This is a genomic window from Williamsia sp. M5A3_1d (assembly GCF_053345315.1).
Genome location: NZ_JBKEZX010000001.1, coordinates 84,199 through 98,016 on the forward strand (window position 1 = coordinate 84,199; position 13,818 = coordinate 98,016).

At 68.4% G+C, this 13,818-nt stretch carries 16 protein-coding genes; 5 read left to right on the plus strand and 11 right to left on the minus strand.

Annotated features, from left to right (window positions below; genetic code table 11):
• Positions 1–8 precede the first annotated feature (8 nt).
• A complete protein-coding gene (locus tag ACLBW1_RS00435) occupies positions 9–1,355 on the minus strand; it encodes an aminotransferase class I/II-fold pyridoxal phosphate-dependent enzyme (RefSeq protein WP_447809419.1) in 1,347 nt (448 codons plus the stop codon).
• A 280-nt stretch (positions 1,356–1,635) separates the two neighbouring features.
• Between ACLBW1_RS00435 and ACLBW1_RS00440 the strand changes: the two genes are divergently transcribed.
• Together ACLBW1_RS00440 and ACLBW1_RS00445 are read left to right on the plus strand one after the other, a co-directional pair.
• Positions 1,636–1,926 carry a hypothetical protein gene (locus ACLBW1_RS00440; RefSeq protein WP_447809420.1) on the plus strand — a complete coding sequence of 97 codons (291 nt, stop codon included), beginning with the start codon at positions 1,636–1,638 and terminating at the stop codon, positions 1,924–1,926.
• Positions 1,923–2,195 (plus strand): hypothetical protein, encoded by a 273-nt coding sequence (locus tag ACLBW1_RS00445; RefSeq protein ID WP_447809421.1) that lies wholly within the window; start codon positions 1,923–1,925, stop codon positions 2,193–2,195. The genes ACLBW1_RS00440 and ACLBW1_RS00445 overlap by 4 nt, the downstream gene beginning before the upstream one ends.
• A 16-nt stretch (positions 2,196–2,211) precedes the next feature.
• Here the strand turns inward: ACLBW1_RS00445 and crcB are convergent, their stop codons facing one another.
• The 4 genes from crcB to ACLBW1_RS00465 all read right to left on the minus strand — a co-directional run bounded on the left by crcB (position 2,212) and on the right by ACLBW1_RS00465 (position 5,138).
• A complete protein-coding gene (gene crcB, locus ACLBW1_RS00450) occupies positions 2,212–2,583 on the minus strand; it encodes a fluoride efflux transporter CrcB (RefSeq protein WP_447809422.1) in 372 nt (123 codons plus the stop codon).
• Positions 2,580–3,020 carry a fluoride efflux transporter FluC gene (locus ACLBW1_RS00455; RefSeq protein ID WP_447809423.1) on the minus strand — a complete coding sequence of 147 codons (441 nt, stop codon included), beginning with the start codon at positions 3,018–3,020 and terminating at the stop codon, positions 2,580–2,582. The genes crcB and ACLBW1_RS00455 overlap by 4 nt, the downstream gene beginning before the upstream one ends.
• A 78-nt stretch (positions 3,021–3,098) precedes the next feature.
• Entirely contained in the window at positions 3,099–3,530 is a 432-nt protein-coding gene (locus ACLBW1_RS00460) for an organic hydroperoxide resistance protein (protein ID WP_447809425.1), read from the minus strand.
• A 117-nt stretch (positions 3,531–3,647) separates the two neighbouring features.
• Positions 3,648–5,138, minus strand: coding sequence for a catalase (locus tag ACLBW1_RS00465; RefSeq protein ID WP_447809426.1), 1,491 nt, complete (start codon positions 5,136–5,138; stop codon positions 3,648–3,650).
• Positions 5,139–5,460: 322 nt separating this feature from the next.
• Between ACLBW1_RS00465 and ACLBW1_RS00470 the strand changes: the two genes are divergently transcribed.
• Both ACLBW1_RS00470 and ACLBW1_RS00475 read left to right on the plus strand, forming a co-directional pair.
• Positions 5,461–6,462: an isopenicillin N synthase family dioxygenase gene (locus tag ACLBW1_RS00470; RefSeq protein WP_447809428.1), complete on the plus strand. Its 1,002-nt coding sequence runs from the start codon at positions 5,461–5,463 to the stop codon at positions 6,460–6,462.
• Entirely contained in the window at positions 6,459–7,763 is a 1,305-nt protein-coding gene (locus ACLBW1_RS00475; RefSeq protein WP_447809429.1) for an amidohydrolase family protein, read from the plus strand. The genes ACLBW1_RS00470 and ACLBW1_RS00475 overlap by 4 nt, the downstream gene beginning before the upstream one ends.
• A 3-nt stretch (positions 7,764–7,766) precedes the next feature.
• On the opposite strand, the gene ACLBW1_RS00480 is transcribed toward ACLBW1_RS00475, so the two are convergent.
• The 3 genes from ACLBW1_RS00480 to ACLBW1_RS00490 form a co-directional block, all read right to left on the minus strand.
• A complete protein-coding gene (locus ACLBW1_RS00480; protein WP_447809430.1) occupies positions 7,767–8,405 on the minus strand; it encodes a hypothetical protein in 639 nt (212 codons plus the stop codon).
• Positions 8,406–8,507: 102 nt separating this feature from the next.
• Positions 8,508–9,530, minus strand: coding sequence for an aspartate-semialdehyde dehydrogenase (locus ACLBW1_RS00485; RefSeq protein WP_447809431.1), 1,023 nt, complete (start codon positions 9,528–9,530; stop codon positions 8,508–8,510).
• A 33-nt stretch (positions 9,531–9,563) separates the two neighbouring features.
• Positions 9,564–10,829: an aspartate kinase gene (locus tag ACLBW1_RS00490; RefSeq protein WP_447809433.1), complete on the minus strand. Its 1,266-nt coding sequence runs from the start codon at positions 10,827–10,829 to the stop codon at positions 9,564–9,566.
• A 124-nt stretch (positions 10,830–10,953) separates the two neighbouring features.
• Between ACLBW1_RS00490 and ACLBW1_RS00495 the strand changes: the two genes are divergently transcribed.
• Positions 10,954–12,276 carry a hypothetical protein gene (locus ACLBW1_RS00495; protein WP_447809434.1) on the plus strand — a complete coding sequence of 441 codons (1,323 nt, stop codon included), beginning with the start codon at positions 10,954–10,956 and terminating at the stop codon, positions 12,274–12,276.
• A 14-nt stretch (positions 12,277–12,290) separates the two neighbouring features.
• Here the strand turns inward: ACLBW1_RS00495 and ACLBW1_RS00500 are convergent, their stop codons facing one another.
• From ACLBW1_RS00500 to ACLBW1_RS00510, 3 genes are all read right to left on the minus strand, one after another.
• Positions 12,291–12,695 carry an SRPBCC family protein gene (locus ACLBW1_RS00500; RefSeq protein WP_447809436.1) on the minus strand — a complete coding sequence of 135 codons (405 nt, stop codon included), beginning with the start codon at positions 12,693–12,695 and terminating at the stop codon, positions 12,291–12,293.
• Between the two features lie 48 nt (positions 12,696–12,743).
• The gene (locus ACLBW1_RS00505; protein WP_447809438.1) at positions 12,744–12,974 is read right to left on the minus strand and encodes a hypothetical protein; all 231 of its coding nucleotides are present in this window, start codon (positions 12,972–12,974) and stop codon (positions 12,744–12,746) included.
• A 73-nt stretch (positions 12,975–13,047) separates the two neighbouring features.
• On the minus strand, positions 13,048–13,776 hold the full coding sequence (locus ACLBW1_RS00510; RefSeq protein ID WP_447809439.1) for a TetR/AcrR family transcriptional regulator: 729 nt from the start codon (positions 13,774–13,776) through the stop codon (positions 13,048–13,050).
• Positions 13,777–13,818 lie beyond the last annotated feature (42 nt).

Below are 13,818 nucleotides of genomic sequence, written 5' to 3' on the forward strand. Positions count from 1 at the left end.
TCGAGCCGTCAGTCCAGGAACTCGCGGTGCACCACCCCGGCCGCGCCCGCGACGGCGTCGGCGAGCTCGTCGATCGCGGCCGCCTCGTCGGGCAACTGCGGTACCGCGATGCGCAGCAGACCGCGCCCGCCGCCACCGACGTATGACCGTGCACCCGAACCGACGTTGATGCCGCGACGGGCCAGTTCGAGGAGCGCACCGGTCTCGTCACGCACCTCCACCCACACCACGAGGCTGTTGGGTCCGGCGTGCGCGGCGATCGCGCGGTCGGCGAGGGCCGACCGCAACGCCGATCGCCGATGTGCGTAGCGCGACCGGGCGGTGTCGATGACGGTGTCCGCGTCGGCGTCGGTGACCAGGTGCGCCAGCGCGTTCTGCAGGATGCGACTGTTCGCCGCGATCCCGTGCACCCGCAGGCGGATCGCCCGGTCGATGATCTCGCCGCTGCCGCCGATCACGCACGTCTTGATGTCCATGCCATAGGCCTTGCAGTAGCTACGAACCCGGACGGTCTGGGCCGGGTACCGGGCCCCCAGCGACGGCGCCTGGTCCAGCGCGAGTGGGCCGACCGCATCGTCCTCGACGATCCAGGGCCGCACCTCGGACGCGGCGAGAACCTCGGCGATCTCGTCGACCCTTGTCGCACTGAGGGTCCCGTCGGCGGAATAGGCTCCCTCGGGTTGCAGCACGATCACTGCGGGGCGCTGCTCGAGCACCTCGGCGAGCGACCGCGCGCAGGCGCCGTGCTCATCGGAGCGAATGCCGACCACGCGATAGCCCACGTCCTCGAGTGTGTCGAGGAACCCGGGGATCACCGGCTCCTCGACCGCCACGAGATCACCCGGGGACGCCGCGGCCTCCACAGCGAGCAGCAACCCCTCGGATCCGCCGCCGGCGGCGACGAACGCCTCGGCCTCGAACGGCCAGTCGTCGCGCACCGCGTCGCGAAGGCGCTCGGTGATGTAGTCGCGGCGCGGTCGGTTCAGGTTGTCCGAGCGCAGGCCGGCGAGCATCGCGTCGGCCAGGTCGGGCTGCAGCGCGTAATCCGGGCTCCCGGTCAGCAGGTCGCGATCGGCCCAGGTCGGCCCGGACGCCCGGCCCGACTCGGTGACCACCGTCCCACCGCGGCGATTGGTCTCGATGAGTCCCTCGCCGCGGAGAGAACTCCACGCCGACACGATGGCGCGGGTACTCAGGTCCGAACCGTGCGCGAGGTCACGAATCGTGGGCAGACGCGTTCCCGCCGGGAGCACTCCCTCGCGGATCAGTTCGGCGACCACCGTCCCGATCTGATCGGCACTGTGCGCATCACGGTCGGCCAACGCCGACCGGAGGACGTCGTCATCGGTTGCCATGCCTGCTGCCTTCACCACACCATTATGTCCACGTCGCGTCGCCGGGTCAGCATTTTGCACACAGCCGGTCGCAAACACAACGCGTTGTGTGTCACGTACGAGAACCGGTCCACGGCCACCCGTTCGTTACCTCTTCGTTATCGACGCATCGACTGCGTACCAAAGCGTCCAGGGATTATCTGTTCCGGTCGGTAACGGTATAGCGTCCATTTCATAGCGATCAAAGAAATGGGTCGTCGTGTCACTCGTGCCTGACGGCGCGTTGTTCGAAAGGCCCGCCATGGACCAGAACACCCTCGCGCACCACACCCTCCAGCCTGCCGGCCTCGAGCCTGCAGACGCCGCCCCGGTCACCGTCGCGGTCCCGACCGATGCCGACACCGCGTCGGATTCGGCTCTCGCCGACATCGCCGACAAGGCCGAGAACCTCCTCGGCGACATCGCAGACGCCTTGCCCGGCCCGCCCGAGAGCCTGCTGCTCGGGGAACACGGCGGCGTCATCATGTTGGCCGCCCTGGTCATCGCGACGATCGTGATCCTCGCCGCCTCGGCGGCCACCGGAGCCCTGTGAGCACGGGGTCCGCACCCCTGGGCGCCGGCCCGGACGAGCGCGGTCGCGACTGGTTGACCCTCGCCATCGAAGGCGTCCTCATCGCCGTCATCCTGGGCACGCTGATCGGCGCCGTCGTCACCGCACTGCCACTCATGGGCCTGCTGTCCACCATCGGCGTGGTCGCGGCGTTGGTCGTCATCGTGCTGCTCGTCGCGTTGGCCGCGTACCTCGGCCGCAGCGCCGACGACGAACCACTGGGGTCACTCGACGACGTCGAGAACTTCTGAACCACCGCCGGCACGGTCACCCGATCGCATAGACCATCCCGAGTCCGGCGGCGCACGCTGCCAGCGACAACACCAACGACACTGCGGCGTAACCGATCCCGGCTCCCACACGCCTGGAGCGCAGCAGTGTCACCGTCTCGACGCTGGCGGTGCTGAACGTGGTGTATCCCCCGCAGAAGCCGGTGCCGACCACGGCCTGCCAGTCCGCGTCGACCCCGGCGCCGGTCACCAGCGCGGCGACCACACCCAGCGCGAACGATCCGGTGACGTTGATGATCGTGGTCTGCCACGGCGTCGACCAGCCGAAGCGATGGCGCAGCTCGCCGTCGACGCCGAACCGGGCAACGGCCCCGAGCGCACCCGCCAGCGTGACCAGCACCGCGATCACCGGCTCACCACACGCCGCACGACGACGAATCCCAGTGCTGCGACGGCGATTCCGATGACGACCGTGGTGACGACGTAGGCGACGCCGATCCCCGCGCCGGATCCGGCGAGCAACCGATCGGATTCGAGCGCGAACGCACTGTATGTGGTCAACGAACCGCAGAAGCCGACACCGGCGAACAGTCGGATCCGTTGACGCACACCGGTGTCGGGACCCGCCACGGTCAGCCACCCGACCAGCGCCCCGAGGATCGTCGCCCCGACGAGGTTCACGACGAAGGTCGCCCACGGCCACTGACCCGCAGAAGTCGGATCGAGGCGCTCAGCGGCGTAACGGGCAGCGGTTCCGACGAGTCCACCGACGAAGACGACGGCCATCGCGCGCCACTGACGGTGCAGCGGCCCGGATGCGGGTGAGTCGGGGTCGACGGAGGTCACGCGGCTCAACCTACCCACGAACGCGACAAGCGTGCACTCCCGCCGGGAGTGCACGCTTGTGCGAGTGGTGCCGAGCGATCAGACGTGCGCGACGACCTTGTGCTCGATGTTGCCCGCGGTGGCCTTCGAGTACGGGCACATGGCGTGCGCGCCCTCGGCGAGCTTGTCCGCGGTCTCCTGGTCGACACCGGGAGTCGTGACGTCGATCTGGGCGGTGAGGCCGAAGCCTCCATCGCTCGAGTCCTTGCCGATCCCGATGGTGACCTTCACCGTGCTGTCGGCCGGCGCCGGGTTCCCGGCCGCCTTCGAGCTGGCGTGCAGTGCACCGAGGAAGCACGCGGCGTATCCGGCCGAGAACAGCTCCTCGGGGTTGCTGCCGTCACCGCTACCGCCCATCTCCTTCGGCGGGCGCAGATCGAGATCGATCTGACCGGTGTCGGAGTAGACCTGCCCATCACGTCCGCCGCCGGTGGCCTTGGACGCGATGGTGTAGACGGTGTCGATGCTCATGAGCTCCCCTTCGGTGAACGGACAGTGGGGTACGCGGACCACTCCGCGTACGCCGTGCACAACGGCCCCGCGGAACGGTTTGTTCCGCGGGGCCGTGTGTGGTGGTGTCGGCCCAGATCAGCCCTGGGAACCCTCGCGCACCCCGGCCTCGACCTTCTTGCCCAGATCGGGATCGACGTTCGTCCAGTACTCGAAGACCCGCGAGAGCACCGGCTCGGTCACACCGTCGAGCACGTGGCCGACGATGTTGTCGACGAGGCGGTCACGCGCGTCGTCGTCCATCACCTCGCGGACGAGTTGACCGGCCTGACCGAAGTCCCCGTCCTCCGGGTGCTCGACGTAACCGGTGCGCAGCGCCTCGCCGTCGAAGTCCCACATCCCCTCGTCGCCGGCCGCGGCCGCCGACGCGTGCGGTCCGCCGTATGAGTTCGGCGCATAGACCGGCACCTCGGGTCCGTTGGAGCGGTACGACATCGACCCCTCCTTCGAGTAGGTGTTGATCTCGGCGTTCTTCGCGTAGTTCACCGGCAGCTGTGAGTAGTTGGTGCCGATGCGGTAGCGGTGGGCGTCGGCGTAGCTGAACACCCGCCCCAGCAGCATCTTGTCGGGCGAGAACCCGATGCCCGGAACGACATTCGACGGCTCGAACGACGACTGCTCGATGTCGTTGAAGAAGTTGCGCGGGTTGCGGTTCAGGGTGAGCTTGCCGACCTCGATGAGCGGGTAGTCCTTCTGCGACCACACCTTCGTGAGGTCGAACGGGTTGACCCTGTAGTCCGCCGCCTCGGCGACCGGCATCACCTGGATCTTGAACGTCCAGCTCGGGAAATCACCGGAGTCGATGGTCTCGTAGAGATCCTTGCGGTGGTGATCGGGGCTGCTGCCGGCGAGCTGGTCGGCCTGGTCCTGGGTGAGGAAGTCGATGCCCTGGTCGGTCTTGAAGTGGAACTTCACCCAGAAGCGTTCTCCCGCCTCGTTCACCGTCTGGTAGGTGTGCGATCCGAAACCGTCCATGTTGCGCCACGTCTTCGGGATACCGCGGTCACCCATCAACCAGGTCACCTGGTGCGCGCTCTCGGGGCTCAGGGTCCAGAAGTCCCACTGCATGTTGTGGTCCCGTAAAGCCGAACCGGGAAGCCGCTTCTGCGAACGGATGAAGTCCTGGAACTTGATGGGGTCCTTCACGAAGAACACCGGGGTGTTGTTGCCGACGAGGTCCCAGTTGCCATCGGTGGTGTAGAACTTCAGCGCGAAGCCGCGGGGGTCGCGCCAGGTGTCGGGGCTGCCCTGCTCACCGGCGACGGTCGAGAAGCGCGCCAGCGCCTCGGTTTTCGTACCCTGCTGCAGGACCTTCGCCTTGGTGTAGCGCGAGATGTCATGGGTGATCTCGAGTTCGCCGAAGGCGCCGCCACCCTTCGCGTGGACGACCCGCTCGGGAACGCGTTCCCGGTTGAACTGGGCCATCTTCTCGATGAGGTAATGATCGTGCAGCAGGATCGGGCCCTGCGCACCCGCGGTGAGCGACTGATCGTCGCTGGCGACCGGGATGCCGGTGTTGGTGGTGGTGTGCGGGGTGGAGGCGTGCTGGGGGGAATCGTGCTGGGTCATCTCTTGTCTCCTCATGGTGCCGTGCGGCTCGCCAGGGCTCGAAGAGTCGCGCTTGTCGATCGGGCTGCATACGTTCACGGCCGGAGATACGACCAACGCTACGGCATCAACTGGAATGGATCCAGACAGCTGGTGGGATGAGACGCCAGCGTCACGCCACTCACGTCCGCCTTCGAGTGGCGCGCTCCCCGGCGGTGATCTAGCGTCTGTCCGCAGAGGTCGTGTGTAGCACCGGGTGATCCCGGTGTTCGCGTCCGCGGTGATCTCCACTCTCCCACCGCGTCGAAAAGCGCATCCGCCCTCACACCGGAGAGAGAACCGCATGCCACACACCGAACGATCCCGTACCCCGTTGACCGAACTCCGCCGCGAGGCACGGATGGGTGGGATCGGCACCGAGACCACCGACCGCGAGGTGCGGCGCATCAGCCTCGCCGACCTCGACACCCGTCGCGAGGCCATCGCCGACGAATTGTGGAGCGCCGCAACCGACATCGGATTCTTCCAGGTCGTCGACCACGGGATCGACGCCGACACCCTCGACCGCGTCTTCGCGATGTCGGAACGCTTCTTCGCGCTGCCCACCGAGGTGAAGGCGAGCCTTCCGCTCCGTCCGGGGACCAACGCCGGGTGGGAGTACTCGTCGCAGGTGCGCCCCTCGGTCGGCACCCCCGACCAGAAGGAGTCGTTCCAGGTCACCCGACCCCGCATGGACCGACTGTGGCCGAGTGACGACGACATAACCGGTTTCCGGACGACGATCGAGGACTTCGAGCGCCGGTGCTGGGAGATCGCGATGGCCCTGCTCGGCTGCTTCGCCCCGCGCCTGGGTTTCGACCGCGACTTCTTCACGCGGGCGCACGATCCGGCGAGCGCGGGATACCAGAGCACGTTACGACTGCTGCACTACTACGCCTTCGGCGACGAACTGCTCGACCGGTCCGACGTCTGGCGGGCCGGTGCGCACACCGATTTCGATGCGCTCACCCTGCTGTTCCAGCGGTCCGGTCAGGGCGGCCTGCAGGTGCTTCCCGGCGCGGAGGCCGACGGTCAGGCCTGGACCTCGGTGGAACCGTCCGACGATGCGATCACCTGCAACATCGGCGACATGCTCATGCGCTGGTCCGACGACCGGTTGCCGTCGAACTTCCACCGCGTGCGCTCGCCGCGACGCGACGAGTACCGCGGCCCCCGACACACCATCGCCTTCTTCGCGCAGGCGAACGCCGACGTGGTGATCGAGAGCCCCGGCGGCAAGTACCCGCCGATCACCGCACACGACTATCTGCAGCAGCGCATCGCCGCCAACTTCTCGCGCCGATGAGCACCGTTGTCGCCGACGCCTCGGTGTACTCCGGCGGGCGGTGGAACGCCCACTGCGACATCGTGATCGACGACGGCGTCGTGACCGGTGTCGTACCCGCCGGGAGCGGAGAGGGCGAACGGGTGACCGCCCCGGGCGGGTACGTCATCCCCGGCTTCGTGAACACCCACACCCATCTGCAGCAGTCGGTGATGCGCGGTGTCGCCGAGTGCACGCCGTTGCTCGCGTGGCTGCTCGAGATCGGCGCACGATCGACGGCCATCACACCCGAGAGCGCCTATCTCGCAACGGTGTCGGCGTCACTCGAGGGACTGCGATCGGGGACCACCACCCTTCTCGAGCACATGTGGCCGCATCCGTCTCCCGAGGTGCACGACGCCGTCATCCGAGGCCTCCGCGACACCGGGGTACGAGCGGTTCTCGGACGCGGTGTCGCCGACCGCCCCGATGCCACCCGTCGGTGGGGCTTCGAACCGTCGCTGATGCAGCCGCTTCATGACGTGTTCGCCCACGTCGACGATATGCGCTCGGCGGTGGCCGGGTCGGCGATCTCGATCGGGTTCGGCGTCCCCAACCCCCGATCACTGACCCCCGAGGGGATGGTGGCGGTCCGCGAGTTCGCCGACGGGCGGGACATGACCGTGTCGATCCACCTGGCGGAGACCGGCACCGACGACGCGATGTGTCGCGAGCACGCGGGCCTCGGTGCGCTCGATTACCTCGCCGCGTCCGGGTTTCTGTGGGATCGCCTGGTGGCGGTGCACTGCGTCGAGGTCACCGAGCGTGATCGTTCGATGCTGCGCGACCACGGTGTCGGGGTGTCGCACAACCCGGTGTCGAACATGCGGCTCGGCAGCGGTGTGGCACCGGTTCCGGCGATGCTCGCCGAAGGAGTGCGGGTGGGGCTGGGTGTCGACGGCGCGGCGAGCAACGACACCCAGAACATGCTCGAATCGTTCCGCATGGCGGCCTACCTGCAGCGCGCCACGCACAAACGTGCCGACCTGCTCGGATTCGCGGAGATGATCGACATGGCGTGCGGCGGGGTGAACCCCTCGATGGGCCTCGCCGACGTGGTGGGCGGCGTCACGGTGGGTGCGCCCGCTGATCTGACCGTGATCCGGTTCGACCGTGACTTCGCGACACTGCCGGTGACCGATCCCGGGGCGTCGATCCTCACCACCGGGAGCCCGTCGATCGTCGACACCGTCCTCGTCGGCGGCGAGGTGGTCATCGCCGACGGCCGCAGCACCCGGGTCGACGAGGCGGAGCTGACCGCGGCACTGTCCCGGTTGGGGTGACGCTCAGCCGCGCCGGGACCGCATCTGCCCGGGACGCACGCGCATCGGCTCGGGGAGCCACTGGTTCACGCTGCGGCGCAACGTGAACAACGCCGACAACAGCAGCAACGCGAACTGCACCCATGCGACCACCGTCATCACCGACGAGACCTCGGGGTAGTCGAAGAGCAGGTCGATGCCGACGGGGATGCAGAGCAGCATCAGCACGACCGCGGTGACGTAGAAACTGCGACAGTTGCGGCTGTGATGGCGCGAGATGGCGGTCAGCAGCGGGTACTGGATCGCGAGCAGGACGACGATCGCGATGAGCATGATCACCGGGTACGTCGATGACAGCGAGTCGACCTGGGTGGCGGGCGCCGACTCGCTCGGATCGGTCGCGATGCCCTCCTCCAGCCGCCCGCGTAGGGCGTCGGAGATGGTGCCGAGGTTGATCAGTCCGTACGCCGCGCTGATCAGCGCGGCGATCGCGCCGCCCACCCAGAGTGCGAACGCGTGCTGCAGCGCGCGCGGCGGTGGCCCGATCTCGTCGGTGCGCAGATCCTTGTCGGCCGAGGTCCGCCCGGCGGCGATCTCGGCCATGTCCATGGCGTCGAGTTCGGCGAGGCTGGGGATGGGATCGGGATCCTGCGGAGTGCTCACATCACCCAGTGTGGCACCGACGGTGTCCACAACTCGCACCGTTGACGACCGCGACGTGGATCATCCACACGCCGACCGCCATCGGTGCGAGCCGTGTACGGGTCAGACCAGCAGTTCGGCGATCTGGATCGTGTTCAGTGCGGCACCCTTGCGGAGGTTGTCGCCGGCGACGAACAGCGACAGCCCGCGTCCGTCGGGTACACCCTCGTCGACGCGGATGCGGCCGACCAGCGACTCGTCGACACCGGCCGCGTCACGCGGGGTCGGGACGTCGACCAGTCGCACACCCGCGGCCGATCGGAGGATCTCCTGTGCCCGCGCCGGCGACAGCGGCCGGTCGAACTCGGCGTTGATCGACAGCGAGTGGCCGGTGAAGACCGGGACCCGCACGCAGGTGCCGCTGACCAGCAGCTCGGGCAGATCGAGGATCTTGCGCGACTCGTTGCGCAGCTTCTGATCCTCGTCGGTCTCGAACGATCCGTCGTCGACGATCGACCCGGCCAGCGGGATCACGTTGTAGGCGATCGGCGCCACGTACTTCACCGGCGCGGGGCCGCTCACCGCGGAGCCGTCGTGGACGAGGAGCTCGACGTCGTCGATACCCGCGCGCAACTGTCCGGCGAGTTCCTCCACGCCGGCGAGGCCGCTGCCCGACACCGCCTGGTAGCTCGAGATGATCAGTCGGCGCAGGCCTGCCTCGGCGTGCAGCGGCTTGAGCACGGGCATCGCGGCCATTGTGGTGCAGTTCGGGTTCGCGATGATGCCCTTGGGCGGGTTCGAGGCCAGGTGGCCGTTGACCTCGGAGACGATCAGCGGGACCTGCGGATCCTTGCGCCACGCCGACGAGTTGTCGATGACGGTGACACCGGCGGCGGCGAACCGCGGTGCCTGCTCCCGCGACATCGTCGCTCCGGCGGAGAACAGCGCGATGTCGAGTCCGCTCGGATCGGCGGTCGCCGCGTCCTCGACGGTGATCTCACCGTCGAGCCAGGGAAGCTTCTTCCCCGCCGACCGCGACGACGCGAAGAACCGCACCTCGTCGGCGGGGAACTCCCGCTGCGTGAGCAGCGTGCGCATGACGGCGCCGACCTGTCCGGTCGCGCCGACGACTCCGATGCTCGTCACAAGCTCTCTCCTCGCTCCGCTCGTGTCATCGCGTCACCGCCCCGTTCCGGCGTGGACGGTCGCGACCTCGTCGCCGCCGAGGTCGAAGGCGGCGTGGATCGCGCGGACGGCGTCGTCGAGTTCGGTGTCGCGGCACAGCACCGAGATCCGGATCTCGGAGGTGGAGATGAGTTCGATGTTGATGCCGGCCGCGCTGAGCGCCTCGCAGAAGGTGGCCGTCACACCGGGGTGGCTCTTCATACCCGCACCCACCAGCGACACCTTGCCGATGTGGTCGTCGAACAGGATCTCCGAGAACCCGATCTCGCCCTTGAGCTTCATCAGCTTGTCGACGGCGAGCGGTCCGAGCTCCTTCGGCAGGGTGAAGGTGATGTCGGTCTTGCCGGTGTCGACCTTCGACACGTTCTGCAACACCATGTCGATGTTGATCTCGGCGTCGGCGACGGCGCGGAACACCTGCGCGGCATAGCCGGGCTTGTCATCGAGCCCCACGACGGTGATCTTGGCCTCGCTGCGATCGTGTGCGACTCCGGTGAGAATTGCGTCTTCCACTGCGATGTCCTCCATCGAACCGGACACGATGGTGCCGGGCTTGGTCGTGTACGACGAGCGAACGTGTACGGGAACGTTGTAGCGGCGGGCGTACTCCACGCATCGCAGCATCAGGACCTTCGCGCCGCAGGCGGCCATCTCGAGCATCTCCTCGAACGAGACGGTCGCGAGGTGTCGTGCGTCGGGGACGATGCGCGGATCGGCGGAGTAGATGCCGTCGACGTCGGTGTAGATCTCGCACACGTCGGCGTTCAGAGCTGCGGCCAACGCCACGGCGGTGGTGTCCGATCCGCCGCGGCCCAGGGTGGTGACGTCCTTGGTGTCCTGCGAGACACCCTGGAAGCCTGCGACGAGGACGATCTTGCCCTCGTCGAGCGCACTGCGGACGCGGCCGGGGTTGACGTCGATGATCTTCGCCTTGCCGTGGCTGCTGGTGGTGATGACACCGGCCTGCGAGCCGGTGAACGACTGCGCCTGGGCGCCCATCGAACTGATCGCCATCGCGACCAGCGCGTTGGAGATGCGCTCACCGGAGGTCAGCAGCATGTCCATCTCGCGTGCGGGCGGCGACGGACAGACCTGCTCGGCGAGGTCGAGCAGTTCGTCGGTGGTGTCGCCCATGGCCGAACACACGACGACGACATCGTTCCCCTGCTTCTTGGTGGCGACGATCCGCTCGGCCACGCGGCGGATCCGTTCGGCCGACGCGACCGACGACCCGCCGTACTTCTGCACCACGAGCGCCACGCCGGCCTACCTCCACCTGTCCTCGGATCGACTCGCCACACCCTACCGGCCGACCTGCGCGATGACCGATTCGAGCGATGACCTGCTCGGATCGGTTCGATCAGGGGGCTTACGATCTGTACTCGTGGCAGCAACCCCCTTGGCGAGCACCCCCGCGGCGACCGACACGAACTCGACGGTCGAGTCCGGATGGGCTGAGACCGGCTGGGCTGGGCGTCATCAGGACTGGCTGGCGCCGATCGCGAGCTACCTCGCAATCCGTGCGATCGGGCTGCTGACCCTGGCGCGGTTCGCCGATCTGCGCGGCGGCTCGGTCGGCTACTTCCTCTCCTCATGGGACGGCCGGTGGATGCTGGCCATCGCCGAACACGGTTACGGCGGCGTGCCGTTCACGCAGGCCGACGCCCACGGCTACCGCGACGCCAACACCCCCTACGCCTTCTTCCCCGGATACCCGATGCTCGTCGGGGCCGTCGCGAAGCTGCCGGGCGTCACCGCGTTCGGGGCCGCGATGGCGGTCAACATCGTGGTGGGCTGTGTCGCCGCGGTCGGCGTCGCGCGCCTCGGCGCCATCTGCTGCCGCCTGATGGGCGACCGACCCCGTGGCGGGTCGGGGTGGTTCACCGACAACCTGCGGATCACCTCGCGGGTCTCGATGTTCCTCAACTCCACCACCGACTCGACCGACGCCCCGACGTCGCGGGTGGACCCGCGTCGGGTCGGACTGATCCTGGTGGTGCTGTTCGCCGCCGCGCCGATGGGCATCGTGCTGTCGATGGCGTACACCGAGGCGCTGTTCTGCGGGCTCGCGGTGTGGGCACTCGTCGGTGTGCTGGAACGTCGTTGGCTGCTCGCCGGGACCATGACGATGCTGGCCGGACTCACCCGACCCACGGCCGTCGTCCTGGTCGGCGTCGTGATGCTGGCGGCGTTGCTGGCCCGCCGCGACGGCCCCCGGGCGTGGCTCGCGGTGATCCTCAGTCCGCTCGGCTACCTCGGTTACCTCGGGGTGGTGTGGCACCAGACCGGTAGTCCCACCGGGTGGTTCACCATCCAGACGCAGGGCTGGGGCACCGAGATCGACTGGGGCCGGGCCGCATGGCAGTTCGTCAACTACTCGCTCGTCAACGCCGACGAGGTCGCGGTGGTCGCGACCGCGTGGATCATGGTGGCCACCATCGCCCTCGTCGCGGTCTGCGTGTGGGAGCGGCTGCCGTGGCCGGTACTGCTGTACGGGACGCTGGTGATCGTCTCGATCGTCGCCTCGAGCGGACTGATGATGAGTCGGCCGCGACTGTTGTTGCCCGCCTTCGTGATGTTGATCCCGTCGGCCATCGCGCTGGCCCGCGCACGCCCGTTCACCCAGCTGTGGGTGCTCGCCGCGGTGGTGACCCTGAGTTCGTGGTTCGGCGCCCACATGCTGACGGTGTACCCGCACGCGATCTGAGCGGGCGCGGCAGATCAGGCGCGCGCGAGGGCGAGTCGCTCGATCCGCGGCAGTGCGATCGCCATGATCGTCAGATAGGCCGGTGCCCACAGGGGCACACCGAAACTCAGCACGCACCGGTTCTCGCCGCGGGGGATCACCTCGTGACGCGTCGCCGGGATGCCTGCCACCCGCCACGCCCACGCCCGGCCGGGCGTGAACTCGGTGATGGTGAACGGCAGCGGCACCCCCACCGGGGTCCACACCTTGCCCTGCGCTCCCGCCGACAGCCCGCCCGGGGAGTCGAGTTGCGCCCCCGACACCGACGGTCCCCATTCCGGCCAGGCCGTCAGATCGGTGATGACATCCCACACCGAGGCGGCGGGGGTGTCGATGGTCAGCTCGACCGATGGCATCGCGTGTCGCAGTCCCAGACGCATGTCCCCGACAGTAGGTGTCGGTCCCGACGCGCGCCGAGGGCACGGCTCTCACCGCGGCCCGAGCCATCGGGGCCCGGGGAACCCGGTGTCGACGTGGCTGTCGGTGCCTCGGTTGCTGTCGGTGCCTCCGTTGCTGTCGGTGTCGGGACCGAGATCGGTGAGGACGCCGGCGTAGGAGTCGAGGGTGGGCTGTCCCGCCTCCCGATGGCTGCGTCGGTCGACGATCGCCAACGTCAGGACGAGAGCAGGGGCCAGGATCAGGATCAGCGTGAAGGTCATGGCACTGACTGTGCGGCCACAACGATCCTGCCACCAGTGGCAGCACCGACACTGTTCGCAAAGATCCCGCCAGTCAGCGGGCGGCGGCCTCGAAGCCCACGCAGAGCAGCTCCACGCCGTGGTCGAGCCGGCGCCGCGAGTCGGTCAGTCGCCGCTCCCGGCCGACACCGCGCAGCGCCGCCACGCGGGGTGGCGGCTCGTCGGTCTCGTCACCGTCGAGCACGTCGTCGAGACCGCTGCGGCCCGAGACCTGCTCGGAGCTGGTGCGCAGCAGCTGGTCGCTGACGTCGGCGAGGGCCACGCCCTGGATGTAGCTCCACAGGGTCAGGGTCATCTCGGCCGAGGCCACGCGGTCGACACCGAGCTGGGAGAAGCCGGCCATCATCCAGTCGAGACACCCCAGACTCGACGCGCCCATGCTGTGGCGGGGTGACGAGTACGCCAGCACGACCCACGGGTGGCGTTGGTACAGCGCCCAGTCGATCTCGACCGCGACCTGCACGCACTCGCGCCAGGTGCGGTGGCCGACCACGGCGAGATCGTCGCTCCGGGCATCGCCGGAGCCGTCGTCACGGGCCATCTCGTGCGGATAGGGGAACCGCCGCCCGACCTCCTCGGTCATGGCCATCAGCAGTGCGTCCTTGTCGGCGACGTGGCGATACAGCGACATCGCACCCACCCCGAGGCGGTCGGCGATCTTGCGCATCGTCACCGCAGCGAAGCCCTCCGTGTCGGCGAGATCGATCGCGACCTCGACGATCGCCGACCGGGTCAGGCGCGGCCCGCCCACCGATTCGGTCATCGCAGTTCACCTCCCGTCGACGGTGGCGCAGAGCACCACGGA

Excerpts from the sequence above, each read along its gene's own strand:
- ACLBW1_RS00460 (WP_447809425.1), bottom strand. The coding sequence starts at position 3,530 with ATGAGCATCGACACCGTCTACACCATCGCGTCCAAGGCCACCGGCGGC.
- ACLBW1_RS00470 (WP_447809428.1), top strand. The coding sequence starts at position 5,461 with ATGCCACACACCGAACGATCCCGTACCCCGTTGACCGAACTCCGCCGC.
- ACLBW1_RS00440 (WP_447809420.1), top strand. The coding sequence starts at position 1,636 with ATGGACCAGAACACCCTCGCGCACCACACCCTCCAGCCTGCCGGCCTC.
- ACLBW1_RS00465 (WP_447809426.1), bottom strand. The coding sequence starts at position 5,138 with ATGACCCAGCACGATTCCCCCCAGCACGCCTCCACCCCGCACACCACC.
- ACLBW1_RS00505 (WP_447809438.1), bottom strand. The coding sequence starts at position 12,974 with ATGACCTTCACGCTGATCCTGATCCTGGCCCCTGCTCTCGTCCTGACG.
- ACLBW1_RS00435 (WP_447809419.1), bottom strand. The coding sequence starts at position 1,355 with ATGGCAACCGATGACGACGTCCTCCGGTCGGCGTTGGCCGACCGTGAT.
- ACLBW1_RS00500 (WP_447809436.1), bottom strand. The coding sequence starts at position 12,695 with ATGCGTCTGGGACTGCGACACGCGATGCCATCGGTCGAGCTGACCATC.
- ACLBW1_RS00475 (WP_447809429.1), top strand. The coding sequence starts at position 6,459 with ATGAGCACCGTTGTCGCCGACGCCTCGGTGTACTCCGGCGGGCGGTGG.
- ACLBW1_RS00510 (WP_447809439.1), bottom strand. The coding sequence starts at position 13,776 with ATGACCGAATCGGTGGGCGGGCCGCGCCTGACCCGGTCGGCGATCGTC.